The sequence below is a fragment of the Algoriphagus iocasae genome, assembly GCF_014206875.1.
In the GTDB taxonomy this organism is placed as follows: domain Bacteria; phylum Bacteroidota; class Bacteroidia; order Cytophagales; family Cyclobacteriaceae; genus Algoriphagus; species Algoriphagus iocasae.
The window spans coordinates 1,366,176-1,380,866 of sequence record NZ_JACIJO010000001.1; the positions used below are offsets into that span (position 1 = coordinate 1,366,176).

General features: G+C 36.9%; 11 protein-coding genes and 1 other RNA gene. 5 read left to right on the forward strand and 7 right to left on the reverse strand.

Features of this window, described 5'->3' with window-relative positions; translation table 11 throughout:
* Positions 1 to 179: 179 nt before the first annotated feature.
* Positions 180 to 1,337 (reverse strand): sigma-54-dependent transcriptional regulator, encoded by a 1,158-nt coding sequence (locus FHS59_RS06015; protein WP_184493951.1) that lies wholly within the window; start codon positions 1,335 to 1,337, stop codon positions 180 to 182.
* A gap of 17 nt (positions 1,338 to 1,354) precedes the next feature.
* An RNA gene (rnpB, locus tag FHS59_RS06020) (RNase P RNA component class A) lies at positions 1,355 to 1,748 on the reverse strand.
* 224 nt (positions 1,749 to 1,972) lie between these two features.
* Here rnpB and FHS59_RS06025 point away from each other — a divergent pair.
* Positions 1,973 to 2,446: a DUF4442 domain-containing protein gene (locus FHS59_RS06025; protein WP_184493953.1), complete on the forward strand. Its 474-nt coding sequence runs from the start codon at positions 1,973 to 1,975 to the stop codon at positions 2,444 to 2,446.
* A 49-nt stretch (positions 2,447 to 2,495) separates the two neighbouring features.
* Positions 2,496 to 3,059, forward strand: coding sequence for a DUF3109 family protein (locus FHS59_RS06030; RefSeq protein WP_184493955.1), 564 nt, complete (start codon positions 2,496 to 2,498; stop codon positions 3,057 to 3,059).
* A gap of 17 nt (positions 3,060 to 3,076) precedes the next feature.
* On the opposite strand, the gene FHS59_RS06035 is transcribed toward FHS59_RS06030, so the two are convergent.
* The 4 genes from FHS59_RS06035 to FHS59_RS06050 form a co-directional block, all read right to left on the reverse strand.
* The gene (locus tag FHS59_RS06035) at positions 3,077 to 5,284 is read right to left on the reverse strand and encodes a S9 family peptidase (protein WP_246388315.1); all 2,208 of its coding nucleotides are present in this window, start codon (positions 5,282 to 5,284) and stop codon (positions 3,077 to 3,079) included.
* Between the two features lie 181 nt (positions 5,285 to 5,465).
* Positions 5,466 to 6,020 (reverse strand): DUF4287 domain-containing protein, encoded by a 555-nt coding sequence (locus tag FHS59_RS06040; protein ID WP_184493959.1) that lies wholly within the window; start codon positions 6,018 to 6,020, stop codon positions 5,466 to 5,468.
* Positions 6,021 to 6,031: 11 nt separating this feature from the next.
* Positions 6,032 to 7,024 carry an endonuclease/exonuclease/phosphatase family protein gene (locus tag FHS59_RS06045; RefSeq protein WP_184493961.1) on the reverse strand — a complete coding sequence of 331 codons (993 nt, stop codon included), beginning with the start codon at positions 7,022 to 7,024 and terminating at the stop codon, positions 6,032 to 6,034.
* A gap of 78 nt (positions 7,025 to 7,102) precedes the next feature.
* Entirely contained in the window at positions 7,103 to 8,248 is a 1,146-nt protein-coding gene (locus FHS59_RS06050; RefSeq protein ID WP_184493963.1) for an acyltransferase family protein, read from the reverse strand.
* 123 nt (positions 8,249 to 8,371) lie between these two features.
* Here FHS59_RS06050 and FHS59_RS06055 point away from each other — a divergent pair, with 123 nt between their 5' ends.
* Positions 8,372 to 9,253: a PPK2 family polyphosphate kinase gene (locus FHS59_RS06055; RefSeq protein ID WP_184493965.1), complete on the forward strand. Its 882-nt coding sequence runs from the start codon at positions 8,372 to 8,374 to the stop codon at positions 9,251 to 9,253.
* Positions 9,254 to 9,366: 113 nt separating this feature from the next.
* Entirely contained in the window at positions 9,367 to 10,809 is a 1,443-nt protein-coding gene (locus tag FHS59_RS06060) for a S8 family serine peptidase (RefSeq protein ID WP_184493967.1), read from the forward strand.
* 24 nt (positions 10,810 to 10,833) lie between these two features.
* Here FHS59_RS06060 and FHS59_RS06065 read toward each other — a convergent pair whose 3' ends face one another.
* Positions 10,834 to 13,038, reverse strand: coding sequence for an adenylate/guanylate cyclase domain-containing protein (locus FHS59_RS06065; RefSeq protein ID WP_184493969.1), 2,205 nt, complete (start codon positions 13,036 to 13,038; stop codon positions 10,834 to 10,836).
* Between the two features lie 348 nt (positions 13,039 to 13,386).
* Here FHS59_RS06065 and FHS59_RS06070 point away from each other — a divergent pair, with 348 nt between their 5' ends.
* Complete coding sequence (locus FHS59_RS06070) at positions 13,387 to 14,673, forward strand: S8 family serine peptidase (RefSeq protein ID WP_184493971.1); 1,287 nt, start codon at positions 13,387 to 13,389, stop codon at positions 14,671 to 14,673.
* Positions 14,674 to 14,691 lie beyond the last annotated feature (18 nt).

Genomic DNA, 14,691 nt, shown 5'->3' on the forward strand with positions numbered 1-14,691 from the left:
TCTTAAGAATTATTAAACATATTTGATCAGCATAAAATCTGAACTATGAAAAAATTAGCAACAATCGCATTATTGGTAGGTGTATTAGCATTAGGAGCATGTGCTTCCAGTAAACCTTGTCCTGCTTACGCAAAAGCACCATCTACTGAGAAGCCAAATAGTTAAAAAATATGCTGACCTTAATAGTCAGCATATTTTTTTATGTCCTCTAGACTGATTTCTGGTTCTCCCAGAATCACCAATCGCTCGATCACGTTTCGTAATTCTCTGATATTTCCTGTCCAAGGGAATTCCTGAAGTTTTTTCAAAGCTGCAGATGAAATTGATTTTTTGACATCTCCGTTTTCAGAAGCAATGTCTTCAAGAAATTTATCCACCAATAACGGGATGTCCTCTTTTCTTTCTTTAAGTGCCGGAACTTGAATCAAAATCACACTCAATCTGTGGTATAAATCCTCTCTGAATTTTCCTTCCTTGATTTCGTTTTTGAGATCCTTATTGGTCGCTGCCAAAACCCGAACATCCACTTTGATGTCTTTATCACTTCCGACTCGATTAATCAGATTTTCCTGAAGTGCTCTTAGAACTTTGGATTGTGCAGAAAGTGACATGTCACCGATCTCATCCAAAAACAAAGTTCCGCCTTGAGCTTGCTCAAACTTCCCTTGTCTCTGCTTGTGTGCTGAAGTAAAAGCACCTTTCTCATGCCCAAATAATTCACTTTCAATCAGTTCGGAAGGGATTGCAGCACAGTTGACTGCTACAAATGGTTCTGAAGATCGATTGCTTTTTGCATGAACCCAGTGGGCTACCAATTCTTTTCCAGTACCATTTGGACCAGTGATCAACACCCGAGCATCGGTAGGAGCTACTTTTTCAATAGTTCCTTTTACATGCTGGATTGCAGCAGACTCACCAACCATGTCCAACTTTTTGGAAAGTTTCTTTTTGAGAACTTTCGTTTCAGTTACCAGATTTTTCTTATCCAATGCATTTCGCACGGTCAGTAAAAGTCTGTTAAGGTCAGGAGGTTTTGGGATGAAGTCGAAAGCACCTTTTTTGGTGGCTTCCACAGCAGTTTCTATACTGCCGTGAGCAGAAATCATGATAAATTGAGGGGATTTGTCCAAGGCTTTTGCTTGGTCTAAAACCTCAATTCCATCCATTTTGGGCATTTTGACATCACAAAGGACTAGGTCAAAATCTTCTTCCATGAGTTTTTTGAGGCCTTCAGCACCGTCTTGAGCTTCTGAGACATCAAACTTTTCGTACTCTAATATTTCGCGTAATGTAGCTCTGATGACTTTCTCGTCATCGATGATCAAAATTTTTGACATGGCTCTAATATAAAAGAAAAAAGTGCAAGTCTGTAAGCCGGGTTCTGTTTCCTAATGGATAAATCCAAATAAGAATCTTGTCATTTATCTAGCCCTGACTTTGCAATCAGGATCCATCGATCTACCCATCCCGCGTAAGAACGAGCAACTCTTCTTGGAACTTAATCCAATGCGGGACCTATTTGATCTTTCAACCCATAAGGTTTGCCTTGCTCCCGATGTCACCACCGGGACGGTGGGCTCTTACTCCACCATTTCACCCTTACCCATCACTGGGCGGTATATTTTCTGTGGCACTATCTGTAAACTGACCGTCACCAGTCAGCCCCCTTCCCGTTAGGAAGTATGGCGCTCTATGTTGCCCGGACTTTCCTCCCCGATATACATCGCGGCGACAAGACGACTTGCACGACGTAAAGAACGGAATTTTATCCCAGATGGGTTTTATCCTAAAAGTAAATGGCATAAAAAACACTCTAATGTCCTGTTTATTAGCTAATGAAAAAGTTTTTAAACAAAAAGATTAACTACCTGTTCTATGTCTGATAGCTATTAAGCTGTTTTTCATAGTGCTGGGTTGAGCCGCTCTTTCTGAGAGCGGTTCTTTTTTTGCCAAATACTCTTAACTTTTTAAAATGAAGCAAGAAAAGAAATTTAAAAAGTTGATTAGAGCCATTAATTGGTATCCTCCATATTTTTTTTCAGGGATCAAGGTGATTGACTATTCTGAGGATTATAGGATGTTCAAAGTAAGGCTCAAATTAAGTTGGTATAATAGAAATTTGATAGGAACAGCATTTGGAGGTTCTTTGTATTCAATGTGTGACCCATTTTTCATGTTTATTCTGATAGCAAATTTAGGATCGGAATACATAGTCTGGGATAAGTATGCCCATATCGAATTTGTAAAACCTGGTAAAGGGACTGTTTTTGCGACTTTTTCCTTGAGTTCTAAGCAAATAGAGGAAGTGAAGCTGAAAGTGGATGAACTTGGAAAATACATTTTTGAATTTCCATGTGAGGTAGTGGATAATTCTGGAGTGGTCATTTCGACGCTCAAAAAAGGAGTTTATGTGAGAAGGAAAGATTTTCAAAAACCAAGATCTTAAATCCCTTTTGGATCAGTTTGCTTACCTTTGGAATCTAATTTGAAACTTTATGATTTTAGTAGGAAATGCCGTTCTGTCTGATGACATCAAAGAAAACTTTTTTGTCTGTGATTTAGAGGCTTGCAAAGGAGCATGTTGTGTAGAAGGTGATGCTGGAGCGCCTTTGGAAGATGAAGAGACTAAAATCATTGAGGAGATTTATCCAATTGTCAAAGATTATATCACCGAAGAGGGGAGAAAGGCTATCGAAGAGCAGGGAACGTGGGTTTTTGATAAAGATGGAGACAAAGGAACTCCAACCATTGGTGACAATAGAGAATGCGCTTATGCACTTTACGATGAAAGAGGAATCCTAAAATGTGGAATCGAACAAGCGTATTTGGATGGCAAAATCAGCTGGAAAAAACCAATAAGCTGCCATATGTATCCGATTCGTGTGACTAAATACGATGAGTTTGATGCCTTGAACTATGATCGCTGGCATATCTGTGATCCTGCATGTCAATTAGGATCAAGCCTCAAAGTACCGATTTACAAATTTCTCAAAGATGCCTTGATTCGTAAATATGGAGAAGCTTGGTATGAGGAATTAGTGAAAGAAATTGAAGGATAGATTCTTAAAAGAGCTATTTAATTTCCAGTTTGAATCTGATAATGCCTCAAAGGTTTTTCTCCCATTAGGTGCTCGATAAAGTAATCCCAGCGTTTCTTGGTGAAATAATCCCCATTTGTCCTTCCAAAGCTATGGTTTCGGCTTGGCCAGATAAATAAATCAAAATCTTTTCCTGCATTGATTAATGCTTCTGCAAATTTGAAAGTAGCGGAAGGGTTTACATTTTCATCAATTCCACCATGTGCCAAAAGCAAATGTCCTTTGAGATTTGCTGCATTGGTGATATTGGATTGATCATGGTAAAAATCTCCAACTGGATAACCCATATACATTTCAGGCCACCAAGCCTTTTCCATTCGGTGATCATGATCTCCTGCTGAGGCTACTCCTACTTTGTAAAAGTCCGGATGAAGTAACATCGCCCTTCCAGCATCATACCCACCGGCAGAATGTCCGAAAACCCCAACTTTATCGATATCCATAAACTTGTTTTTTGCAGCCAATTCTTTGATAGCTAAGACATGGTCAGTTGTGCCATCACCAAGATTATTATAAGATACATCGTTGAATGCTTTTCCTCGACCATGAGTGCCTAAGCCATCTACAGTGACTACTACAAAACCAAGTTCCGCCATCGGTTGCTGCAAACCGATTAACCCAGCTTTAAAGGTCTTTGGAGTAATGTCAATATGTGGACCTGTGTAAGTGTAATCTACGATTGGATATTTCTTTTTTGGGGAGAAGGTCGTTGGCAAATAGTAGATACCATAAATGGTGGTTTTACCATCTTTCGCTGTTGCAGTAAACTGTTTTGGGCTTTGGTAACCTCTATTAAGTAGATTCGAGATATCTGCTTTCGAAACCTCATAAACTATCTTTCCTGTCTCTAATTCTCTGACTACAGAAACTGTTGGGGTATCTACTGTTGAATAATTATCGACGAAATACTTGGATCCAGGAGAATAGGAAACTTCATGGAATGAATTTTCCGGAGTCAGTAACGTTAAGCCCGTTCCATCAAGATTCACCTTATAGACAAAAGAATAATAAGGATTCACATCTTTTTCCTTTCCGGCAGCTTCAAAATAAAGAATACCATTGTCCTCATCTAAATACAAAACGTTTTTGACGACGAATTCGCCATCGGTAATATTATTGATCAACTTCCCACTTTTCCAATCCATCAAATACAATTGATTCCAGCCTGATTTTTCTGTTCCAAGTATAAATTGACCGTTATCCAATCTTCTGAAGATGTTATTATTATTGACATGGGTAGGAGAGGATTCTGAATATACTTTTCTGATTTCTTTTGTATTGGCGTCTATTTCAATCAAGTCAAAAGCCTTAATTCCTCGGTGTAAATAAGTCCCATAAAGATGCTCGCTTGAGCTGTCCCAATTGAAATACATACCTATAAAATGGGGAAGGGAAAGTTCGGTGAACTTGTGCATGTCCTTAGATTCTAAATCAAAAAGCACGGGGATATAAGTAACCACAGTGGTATCACCTGGAGAAGCCCGATAGTAACCTTGAAGTTGTGGGCGGAATTTATCGTCTTGGCTATTGTCAAGTAGTAGCATTTTTTCTGCCAATCTTAGATCAACAATCTGTGCTTGAATTTTTTTAGAATCTGGGGACCAATTGATAGAGAAATGGAACGGTCTCTCCCCATTTTCTCCATAGATCATGTCCGACCAACCCCAAAAGGATGCGTATTCATAGTCCTTTTTACCGTCATGGCTCAGTTGAGTTTCTTCGCCAGTTTCTAGATTCTCTACAAAAAGATTGAAATTTCGGGTGAAAGCTCTCCACTTTCCATCAGGGGAAATAGAGCTATCTCTGTTCCTTGGCGCATTGGATCTTTTTGAATCTAGTTGATCACCGCTTAAAGTCCAATCCTGATTTTTCCAGTTAAATGAAATAGAACCGTCTTGCTTTATTTGAATTCGATTAATCGGAAGATCTTTATCGGAAATTTCTTCGCCTGTCTTTTCACTTAGAAGCTTTGCTAATAAGGCATGATCAAATGCTTCCTTTGTCGTCTTTGCTTCTATGTCAGTTAGGAAAAAGCGCTTCCCATTTTCTGTGTAGGCTTGGTGCCAAAACTTGGTTTTCCCCTCAAGCCAATTTGGAATAACTTCCAGATGATATACTTCCTTTTGAATAGAATTGCTCAAAAAATACTCAGCTCTGTGATAGGTCTCTTCGGTAATTTGAGCCATCGATTTCTGGCCAAAAAAGCTGAGAAAAAGAATCAGTAAAAAAGCTGATTTATAACTTTTAATTAAAGAAAGACAACTCATAAATTGGGACTTTGAATAATCAATTAAGGTAATCCAAAATCGAAGAAGAAACCCCTTGAAAATTGATCAATTGTAATCCAATGTTGTGGATAGTTTATAATTAACCAGCAGCCTCATAAGCTTTTTTAAGCCAATCGACTAGTTCTTTGGAGTATTGCTCCTCATGGTTGATTACCATTCTATGGCTTACCATGCCACTAGATTTGGTGTCAAGTTCCAAAATTCCGGATGGTTCTTGACCTTTTAGGTTAATTCCAATGTCAAATCTGGTTTTAGTGGCTGGAATCAGCATTGCAAATTGCTTCTTCCTCCTCACGCTGACATAGGCGTTTTTAGGAGCGAATTCTACGTCTTTGCCAAAACCTTCGATTATGGATCTAAGTTTTTGATAAAGCGGGAGAAAATGTTCTTTGCCTTTGTACTGTTTTGCAATCAATTCATCGGTATCGGAAACAGAACCTGCATCTGATTTCAAAGTTTTATGGGCCACCAAGTTGGCAAATCCATGTGTGAATTGATGATTGGTTTTAAGGTATTTTAGAATTTCTCCATGCTTTTGGAAATTCTCTTTTTTGACAATCGAAACCCATTCATCCAGACTTTTACCTGTGTTTTTTTCTAGGTTATCAATCATCGTTTGAGCGGCTTGATCCATTTTTGTAAAGTTTAAAATTCGATTTCAGATAGAATTGGGAAGTGATCAGAACCTTGAATAAGTTGGTTTCTGACACTTTGGATAAGAGAGTTATCCTTTTCAAGATAAGGATTCCAAACCTTTCCATCAAGGATTTTGAGACCTTGGCTTACCAGAATATGGTCGATCAATACATTTATTTGATCGCCTGTAATTCTGTCTTTGAATCGACTGGAATTCGGTGTCCAGCCAAATGAATTAAGTTTAGGCTTGGGTAATACTGATTTTAGGATGTATTCAGGATGCCAGGTGTCTCCAAGAAGTAATTCAACCGCACTTTTGCTAAATCTATTTTCATAGAAATCCAGCTCAAAACCGTCATTGATATCTCCCATGACCATCACCTGTTGTCCCTTTTCCAAATACTCGTCGCATCGCTCTCGGATGGACATACATTCTGCAAATAGTTTCAATCGATCCCGCTGTGAGATTTGTTCAAACCTTGCATAGTCTACCATGTCAAAAATTCCTTTGGACTTGGTATGGGCAATTATTACCCGAGTGAGAAAAACGTCATTCAGATCCAAAATACTTAATTCCAAAGGTGGTCTGTAGTGCTTGTATTGTTCTTTGATCAGCCTGTTTAATGTATCGACCAAAAAAGGCTCATCAAATCGTTTTCCTTCTTTGGTTTCTGGAGTAAAAAGTACCTTGATTTTATCAGGATTGTAAAGCGCACAAAGTTCCTGCTGACCTGGAGAAGGAAATCCATGGATTCCTTTTAAGTTTTTGGAAGGAATAAATTCCTGAATCCAGGCTTCCAATTGAAGGGAAGCTGTTTTGGATTGATTTACCAAAGTATTTGGACCCTCGACAATTCCCAAAAAATCAGGATCCATGGCTTCTACTACTTCTGCCAGTTTTTTGCTTCGGTTTCCATCAGCTCCAGTGGTGATTGGGTTTCCTTCGGAATCAAAAAGATCCCTCATCCATTCTACGTTATAAACTCCAATTTTTAATTTCATAAAAAATCCCTGTTTGATTAAAAAACAGGGATAATTTAAGGATTTCTTGGTACAGAATTGACTGTCAGTGAATTAAGTTTACACCTTAATATAGATTCGTTTTTTATCCATCCATAGCCCTATCACCCAAATCAAAAGCATGTAGGTGAAAGCAAAGAAAAAGGAAGCATTTTTTGGGCTGAGCCAGTTGGTAAATAAATTTTGATAAACAAAAGCTCTTAAACTCATATCTCCGACAGGGATCATCCCTAATAATCTGATGACGATTCCCGATGCCACATAAAGTATCAAAGGGTTTCTTCCAAATACTTCGAAGAAATAGGTCCAACCTTTGATGCTTTTCATTTCTATGACATATACTAAAACAGCGAGAATCAACATGTCAATTCCAACAGTCAAAAGCACGTAAGAGCTAGTCCAGATTTTTTTGTTGATAGTGAAAACAAGATCCCAAGCATAGGCTGCGGCTATTAAAACTGCACCGAAAATCACAAGTTTCTTCACTGTTTCCATGTTATTGCCAAGCTTTTGGATCATTTTTCCCACCAAATAACCTGCTATGACATTGACAATGGAAGGCAGTGTGCTCAGTAAACCTTCTGGGTCAAATGGAATTCCTTCTCCACCATACATTCTTTCTGGCCCAATCAATGCCAAATCAAGCTTAATAGCGGCATTTCCTACCAACCCATAAGGATCGGAAGCATCTCCAAACACATACATGATCGCCCAGTACCCTAGCAAAGCCAACCCACTAAAAATCCAGCTAAATCGAACTCCACCTACATACAATACAATGGCTGCAAAGAAATAACTAAGGGAGATTCTCTGTAAAACACCGAAGAGTCTAACTTCTGTAAGATTGATGAAACTGAATTCACCGCTTTCTGAAATGTGGTAAAATGGAAAGGCATTAAGCAACCATCCTATAAAGAATATGAGGAAGGCCCGTTTTCCTACTTTTTTAAAAAAATCCCCGGTGGACATCTCCTGAAGTTTTTTCATGGAGAAGCTCATTGCATTTCCAACCACAAATAGAAATGTTGGAAAAACAAGGTCAGTAGGAGTAAATCCATGCCATTTGGCATGAGCTAATGGTGCATATAAATTGGACCAATCGCCAGCGGTATTTACAATTACCATAAATGCGATTGTCATTCCCCTCAATACATCCAAAGCGAGATATCTATTTGATAAGATACCAGAACTGGAGTTTAATGTCATTTTTAAGGTTGAATTGGGTGGTAAATAAATTGAATTATTAATCTAAGTAATCTCGCCTCAATTTAAAATATTATCTTGTTTTATGCTTTTCATTAAAATTTTTGTTGAATTAAAATCGAGAGAATGAAAAATATCGACATCGAAAAACTTAAAGTAACCTCTAAAATAGAGCTGAAAAATGTCCCTACTTTTCTAGACTTAGAAACCTCTGAAAAGAAAAAGGCTAAAAAGCTAAATGAATATCGAGAGGCATTATCTGACCATCAGGATACCATGTATGCGCATAATAAATATTCTGTTTTAATATGTTTACAAGGGATGGATACTGCCGGAAAAGACAGTTTGATCAGGGAAGTTTTCAAAGAATTTAATCCGAGGGGAGTGGTTGTACATAGTTTTAAGACTCCGACTTCCTCAGAACTGGAGCATGACTATCTGTGGAGGCATTATATCGCACTTCCAGAGCGGGGCAAATATGCTGTATTCAATAGAACCCATTATGAAAATGTACTGGTGACTAGGGTTCATCCTGAATATATCTTATCAGAAAATATTCCTGGAATTGATTCTGTGGAGGACATTACCCCCGCCTTTTGGGAAAAGAGATTTGATCAGATCAATAATTTCGAAAAGCATATCAGTCAAAATGGGGTAATTATCCTGAAGTTTTTCCTTCATCTCAGTAAGGATGAGCAAAAGCATAGACTCTTGAGGAGGTTGGATAAAAAGAAGCATAACTGGAAATTTTCTCCAGGTGATTTGAAAGAGCGCGGATATTGGGAAAAGTATCAATCCTATTATGAAGATGCAATCAATAGAACTTCTAAACCACATGCACCTTGGTATATCATTCCTGCCGATAATAAAGAGACTGCAAGGGTTTTGGTGGCAAAAACTATATTGGAGGAAATGGTACGATATAAGGATATTAAAGAACCGGTTTTGGAAGAGGAAGTGGCAGAGAATATCGGTAAGTATAGGGAAATGCTAATGAAAGATGAATAATGAATATGTTTAGATAGTACAATTTTATTCTATAAATATTACATTTTTCAAGATATTTTTTTATCTTCATTTACTTTTAAAAAATTGATTTTTAACGTTTTAACTTTTGTCCTATGAAAAATCTAGCATTCATCCTGTTTTTGTGTTTTTTCTTGATTTACTGCAAAAATGATAAAATTGCAAATCCTGGCAGTACCCAAATCTCAGAAGTTCAAAATACCCTAAATCCTCTTGGGGTTAGTTCAGAACAACTGATTGAGGGGTCTTACTTGTTTTATCTTGATGAAAATCAGTTTGCCCCGATCGTAAATGAAGCTAAGGAAGACAATGAAGGCCAGATAAATCCCGATATAATTCTAAGCAAAAAGAAGGTAATTCAGGACTATTTTAAACAAGAGCATGACATTACAATAAACGATGAGGATATTTTTGTCATCAGTTTTTCAGGTTTCTTGATGGAAAACTTAAGTAAAAAAGACGCAGAAAGAATTAAAGGTCATCAATATGTTGTAGCTGCTCAACAAAATTTTACTTTTCAAAATATAAGACCTTCTATGCAGTCTAACCCGATTCCTGAGAACATTAGACCTTCAATGCAGAATAATCAGGAATGGCAATATGATTCACAGAATAAGACTAGTACAAACGTGAGCTTCGTAAATCCATTAAATATCGTGGGAAGTGAAGAGCACAAAATTTGGATTGTGGACACTGGTATTGATGGAACCCATAAAGATTTAAATGTGATAGGAACTGTGATGGAGGGTGGAGTCAATGTTGAATATTCTAAATCATTTGTACCAAATGAGGACGATCCTTTAATCGATTCTCTAGGTCATGGAACACATTGTGCAGGGATTGCTTCAGGCAAGGCACATGCTCCTAATGATCCTAATCAAATAGGTATGAACGGCGTTTCTCCGGGTGCTCCAGTGGTTTCTATAAAGGTTATTAATAAAAATGGTTTTGGTATTTGGGCAAAAGTAGTGAAAGCTTTAGAGCATGTATATAGTTTAGCAAATCCTGGGGATATTGTTAATATGAGTATTGGTGCAGAATGGCAGGGAGCTTCTTCAATTAATTATTGTAGTAATCCAAATGGCAATTTGAATAAAGTGTTGAAGCAAATAGTAAATTTAGCAACCAAAAAACATGTTTATGTGGTAATAGCTGCAGGAAATGAGGCTATAAAGTCTGAGGATTATTTTCCAGGTTGCTATGTGCCAACGTCAACAAATGATTCAACTATTACTGTTGCGTCAATTAAAACAACTTTTGATTTCCAACAAGGAATTTATTTGACACCTGTTTATTCGAATTTTTCTTCTTTTAAGAGTCCGACTATTGACTTTGTAAGTCCTGGAGAAGAAATGTTTTCAACTTTTCCGGGGAATTCATACAGGGTAATGTCTGGAACCTCAATGTCTACTGCATTGATGGCCGGAATTATTCATGCGCGAGGCAGTTTGCCAGGAGGTACTTCTGCAGAAAAAGTTAACGGGTTATCTTCAAATAATGATTCGGGATCCCAATATCCAATAGGGAAGGTAAACTAAGCTTAAAAAAAACTATTCTATATATCAGCGACTTCTCTCGAGGGAAGTCGCATTTATTTTATTTTTTTCCCTTTCCACTTCAGCCGAAATCTTTTGAATGATTTTTCTGTATTCAGGATTGCTCCTTAAATAATCGAAAATTGGGTTGTATTCTATAAAAAATAAATCTCTCCATCCATTTTCAAATGCTTCATTCAAATAGTTGAGAGATTGAGATGTTTGTTTTTTTGCTGCATAAGCACATGCCAAATCGAACAAAAGATTTGCATCTTTTTCACCTCGTGAAAGAGCTTCTTCTCTTATAAAAATAGAATTATTAAGAAGGCTATCTGCAGTCTTATTATCCCCTTCCTGAATTAACAAGTACGAATAATTTATTGGCACAGTGAAGTAATAATCCTCTCTAAAATTCTCAAAAGACAGGATTGATTTTTCATAATTTTCTTTGGCTTGAGCAAAGTCTTTAGAAAAAAAGTTAATCAGCCCAGCAGATTCATAACCGTTTGTATTGGGGTTTTTCTCTAAGATTTCTGGAATTAACTTTTTGCTTTCCTCAATTCTGTTTTCCGAAATGTATGCTGTTCCGATTAAGCTGTACGTTACAGGATTTGGAGCAATGTTGAGAGATTTTTTGAGCCACTCTAAAGCTTCTGTATTATTGCCAATTATTCTGTTAATCCAGCCGGCTATTCTAAACGGGACTTGATTGTTTGGATTTAGTGAAGCTGATCTAATTTGACCATTTAATGCATCTTCTAAATATCCTTGACTGAAATCAATGGTTGCCAAATTTCCTATTGCTTCACTATAATTGGGTTTGATTAACGTTGCATTTTCAAAGGATTTTTTTGCGCTTTCTAATTTGCCTTGATAGTAGAAAGTATTTCCCCTTGTTTTATAGAGTTCTGCAGAATTAGGATCAATTAAAAGACCTTTTTCAGTGACTATATTACTCGAGTCATACCATGCGGTTTCAGCAGTATTCGCAGCAAATTGAGAATAGGTGTCAGCTAATCCTGCGTAAGCCATTGTAAAATTCCTGTCTATGCTAATAGCTTTCTTATAATATTCTGCAGCTCTAGTAAAGCCTTCCATATTATAATTGGAATATTCCTTTTTTGCCAATAAATACAAATTGTAAGCTTCGGGGCTTTCAGTAATTACTTTTCCTATTTCCGCTTCTTCTTTTGCTGTTAATGATATGCCTAAAACTCTTGAAATTTCTTTAGCAATGATACTTTGTATTTGAAGGAGATTTTCTCCTGATCGCGTAAATGATTCTGTCCAAAGGTTTTTATTTTCTTCAATGTCAATTAATTGTACATTGACTTTAGTCATTTCATTTAAATATTGAATTGACCCTTTCAAAATTGTACTGACTTCTAAAGCTTCTCCCAATGAATCTAAATCAAGATTAGAATCTGAGATGTCTTTTATGGAAGAAAAGGAAATGACCTTTATATCTGCAATTTCAGAAAGTTGACTGATGATTTCTTGTGTGATATCTATTGAAAATGCATCCTGAGGACTTTGTGCATTTACATTGGTGAATGGCAAAACCGCTACCGACTTGTCTTTTTCCCATGTATTGTTATTCCAAATCAGCGAGTAGATCAAAAATAAAAAAATTGAAATTGTGGCTGCAAAAGCGACCCAAAACTTCCATGGTTCGCGTTCCTGAAACTTAACAGTCTTGATCATTTCGGCCCTTTTTGGCGTTGCCAAAGGCTTATTGGTCACGGCATAAAGCTCCAATTCTTTGGCAACATTCTTTAGGCGAAATGTGCCAAGATTTACATAAGTAAATTCTAAATCTTTTGGTAATTGCTCCAGTACTTTGGAGCTGAATAGGATACAAGATGGTACTCCTATACTTTGAACTCGGGAGGCCACATTTACGGCGTCTCCATAGACATCTCCATGATCAAGAATAATTCCTCCACAATGTAGACCTATTCGTAACTGTAGTTCTTTTGATTTTTGCCATTCCTTCTGGACCTCATAGCTTGCTTTGATTGCTTCTTCGGCAGTTTCAAAAATGGCTAAAATTCCGTCACCCAGTTCTTTTATGATTTTGCCTCGATATTTGCTAAAAATTTCCTGATGAAGCTCGAGGTTTTGCTTCATCAAATCGAAAGCATGATCCTCATCCTTACCCATTAGTAAGGTATATCCGACGATATCAGAAAAATAAACAATAGACTGTTTTCTATTTAATGTTTGGGCCATAAAAAATCTTGAAATCAGTTTAGCTATTCAATTTGTATGGTAGTTGAATAATCTAAATAATTTTTGTCAACATTTAAACAATAATACGCGATTTGTCCCGGCTTGTTAATACAATTGGGATTATCTCTCATAAAATTGATTGACCATGATCTGCTTTTTATTAAATATTTTTTAGTCATTAATTTTTCTATGGACAACTTTTTTATTACGAATTCAATTTATCCTGATTCTTGAAATTATTCAAGGTTTGATAAATTTTTTACAATATTAAATGTGTTTTATATCCTAAAAAGAGTATTTTGCTTAATAATCTACTATTACATTGTTTGATGTTTTAACATGGGTCTTATGAAAAAGTTATTGTTTCTTACCAGTTTTTTGATTTTGAGTTTTGTCAGTCTTGGGCAAAGTACGTATGTCGTCACGATGAAAAACACCTTCGATAATCCAGTTCTGGAATCAAGGCAAAATAACTCAGATAGAATCCTACAATCTGATAGTAATAAAGGTAGAAGAGCTGAAAAGAAGAATAAACTTCAGAATTTCGTCAATAATAAAGGGATTCGAAAAATTGATAATCAGTTTGTGGATGTTAAAGTAGGGTTCGTTGCTCCATTGACGGATCAAGAGGTTCAAAGTTTAAAAAATGATCCTAATGTGGAAAGTGTTGTAATGGATATCCAAGTTCAAGGGAGGCCAATGATGCAAGGTGAACCAGGTTCACAAGGAAGGCCAATCATGCAAGGTCGTCCGATTATGCAGTCAAGGGGAATGACCAACTCTGATTGGTTATATGATGAGAATAACAAAGCAAGTTGTGCCATTGAATTAGTAGGCGGATCCATTAATAGCAATAATAGGAAAGAAAGTATTTGGATAATAGATACAGGAGTGGATATGACCCATAAAGATTTAAAAGTAAATAGGAATCAAAAGCTGGCTGCCTCCTTTGTTCTTGGTGAATCTCCATTTGAGGATTTTTTGGGCCATGGAACTCACTGTGCCGGCCTAGCTGCAGGCAAAGGGTCCGGAAGGCTTTCTGCAAATGGAGTTTCGTCTGGAGCAGAGATTATTCCTATAAAAGTATTTAATAGAGAGGGTGTTAGTAGCTGGTCAAAAATCTTATTAGCACTGGATCATATTGCAAATTACGGACAAGAAGGAGATGTTGTATTGATGAGCTTAGGAAGCTATGATGTTTCTGAATGTAGTGATTCGAATCCTTTACTTACATCAGCAATTCTGAATATTGCCAATAAAGGCATGTTTGTGGTAATGTCAGCTGGAAATGAAGGAGGAGAGGCACACCGAAATTTACCTGGTTGTATAAATGGTCAAAATATTTTTACTGTTGGCGCTCTGGATTTTACTTGTGATAGTTTAGGAGAAAAATATTCTGAATCAAATTTTGGGTTAGATGTTGATTATTTTGTCCCTGGAAGTAAAGTATTTTCCACTTGGTCAAAAGATGCCTTAGGAAATGGAGAAAGAGGCAGCAATCCATATCAGATTATGTCTGGAACATCCATGGCTGCTGCAATTATGGCAGGGATCATACATGCTACAAATGGAAACCCTAAGAAAATTGGAGAAATTGATGTAGACGGAAAAACTTACCCAAAAGCTGGAAGATAAAATTTGCTACTAGCTACA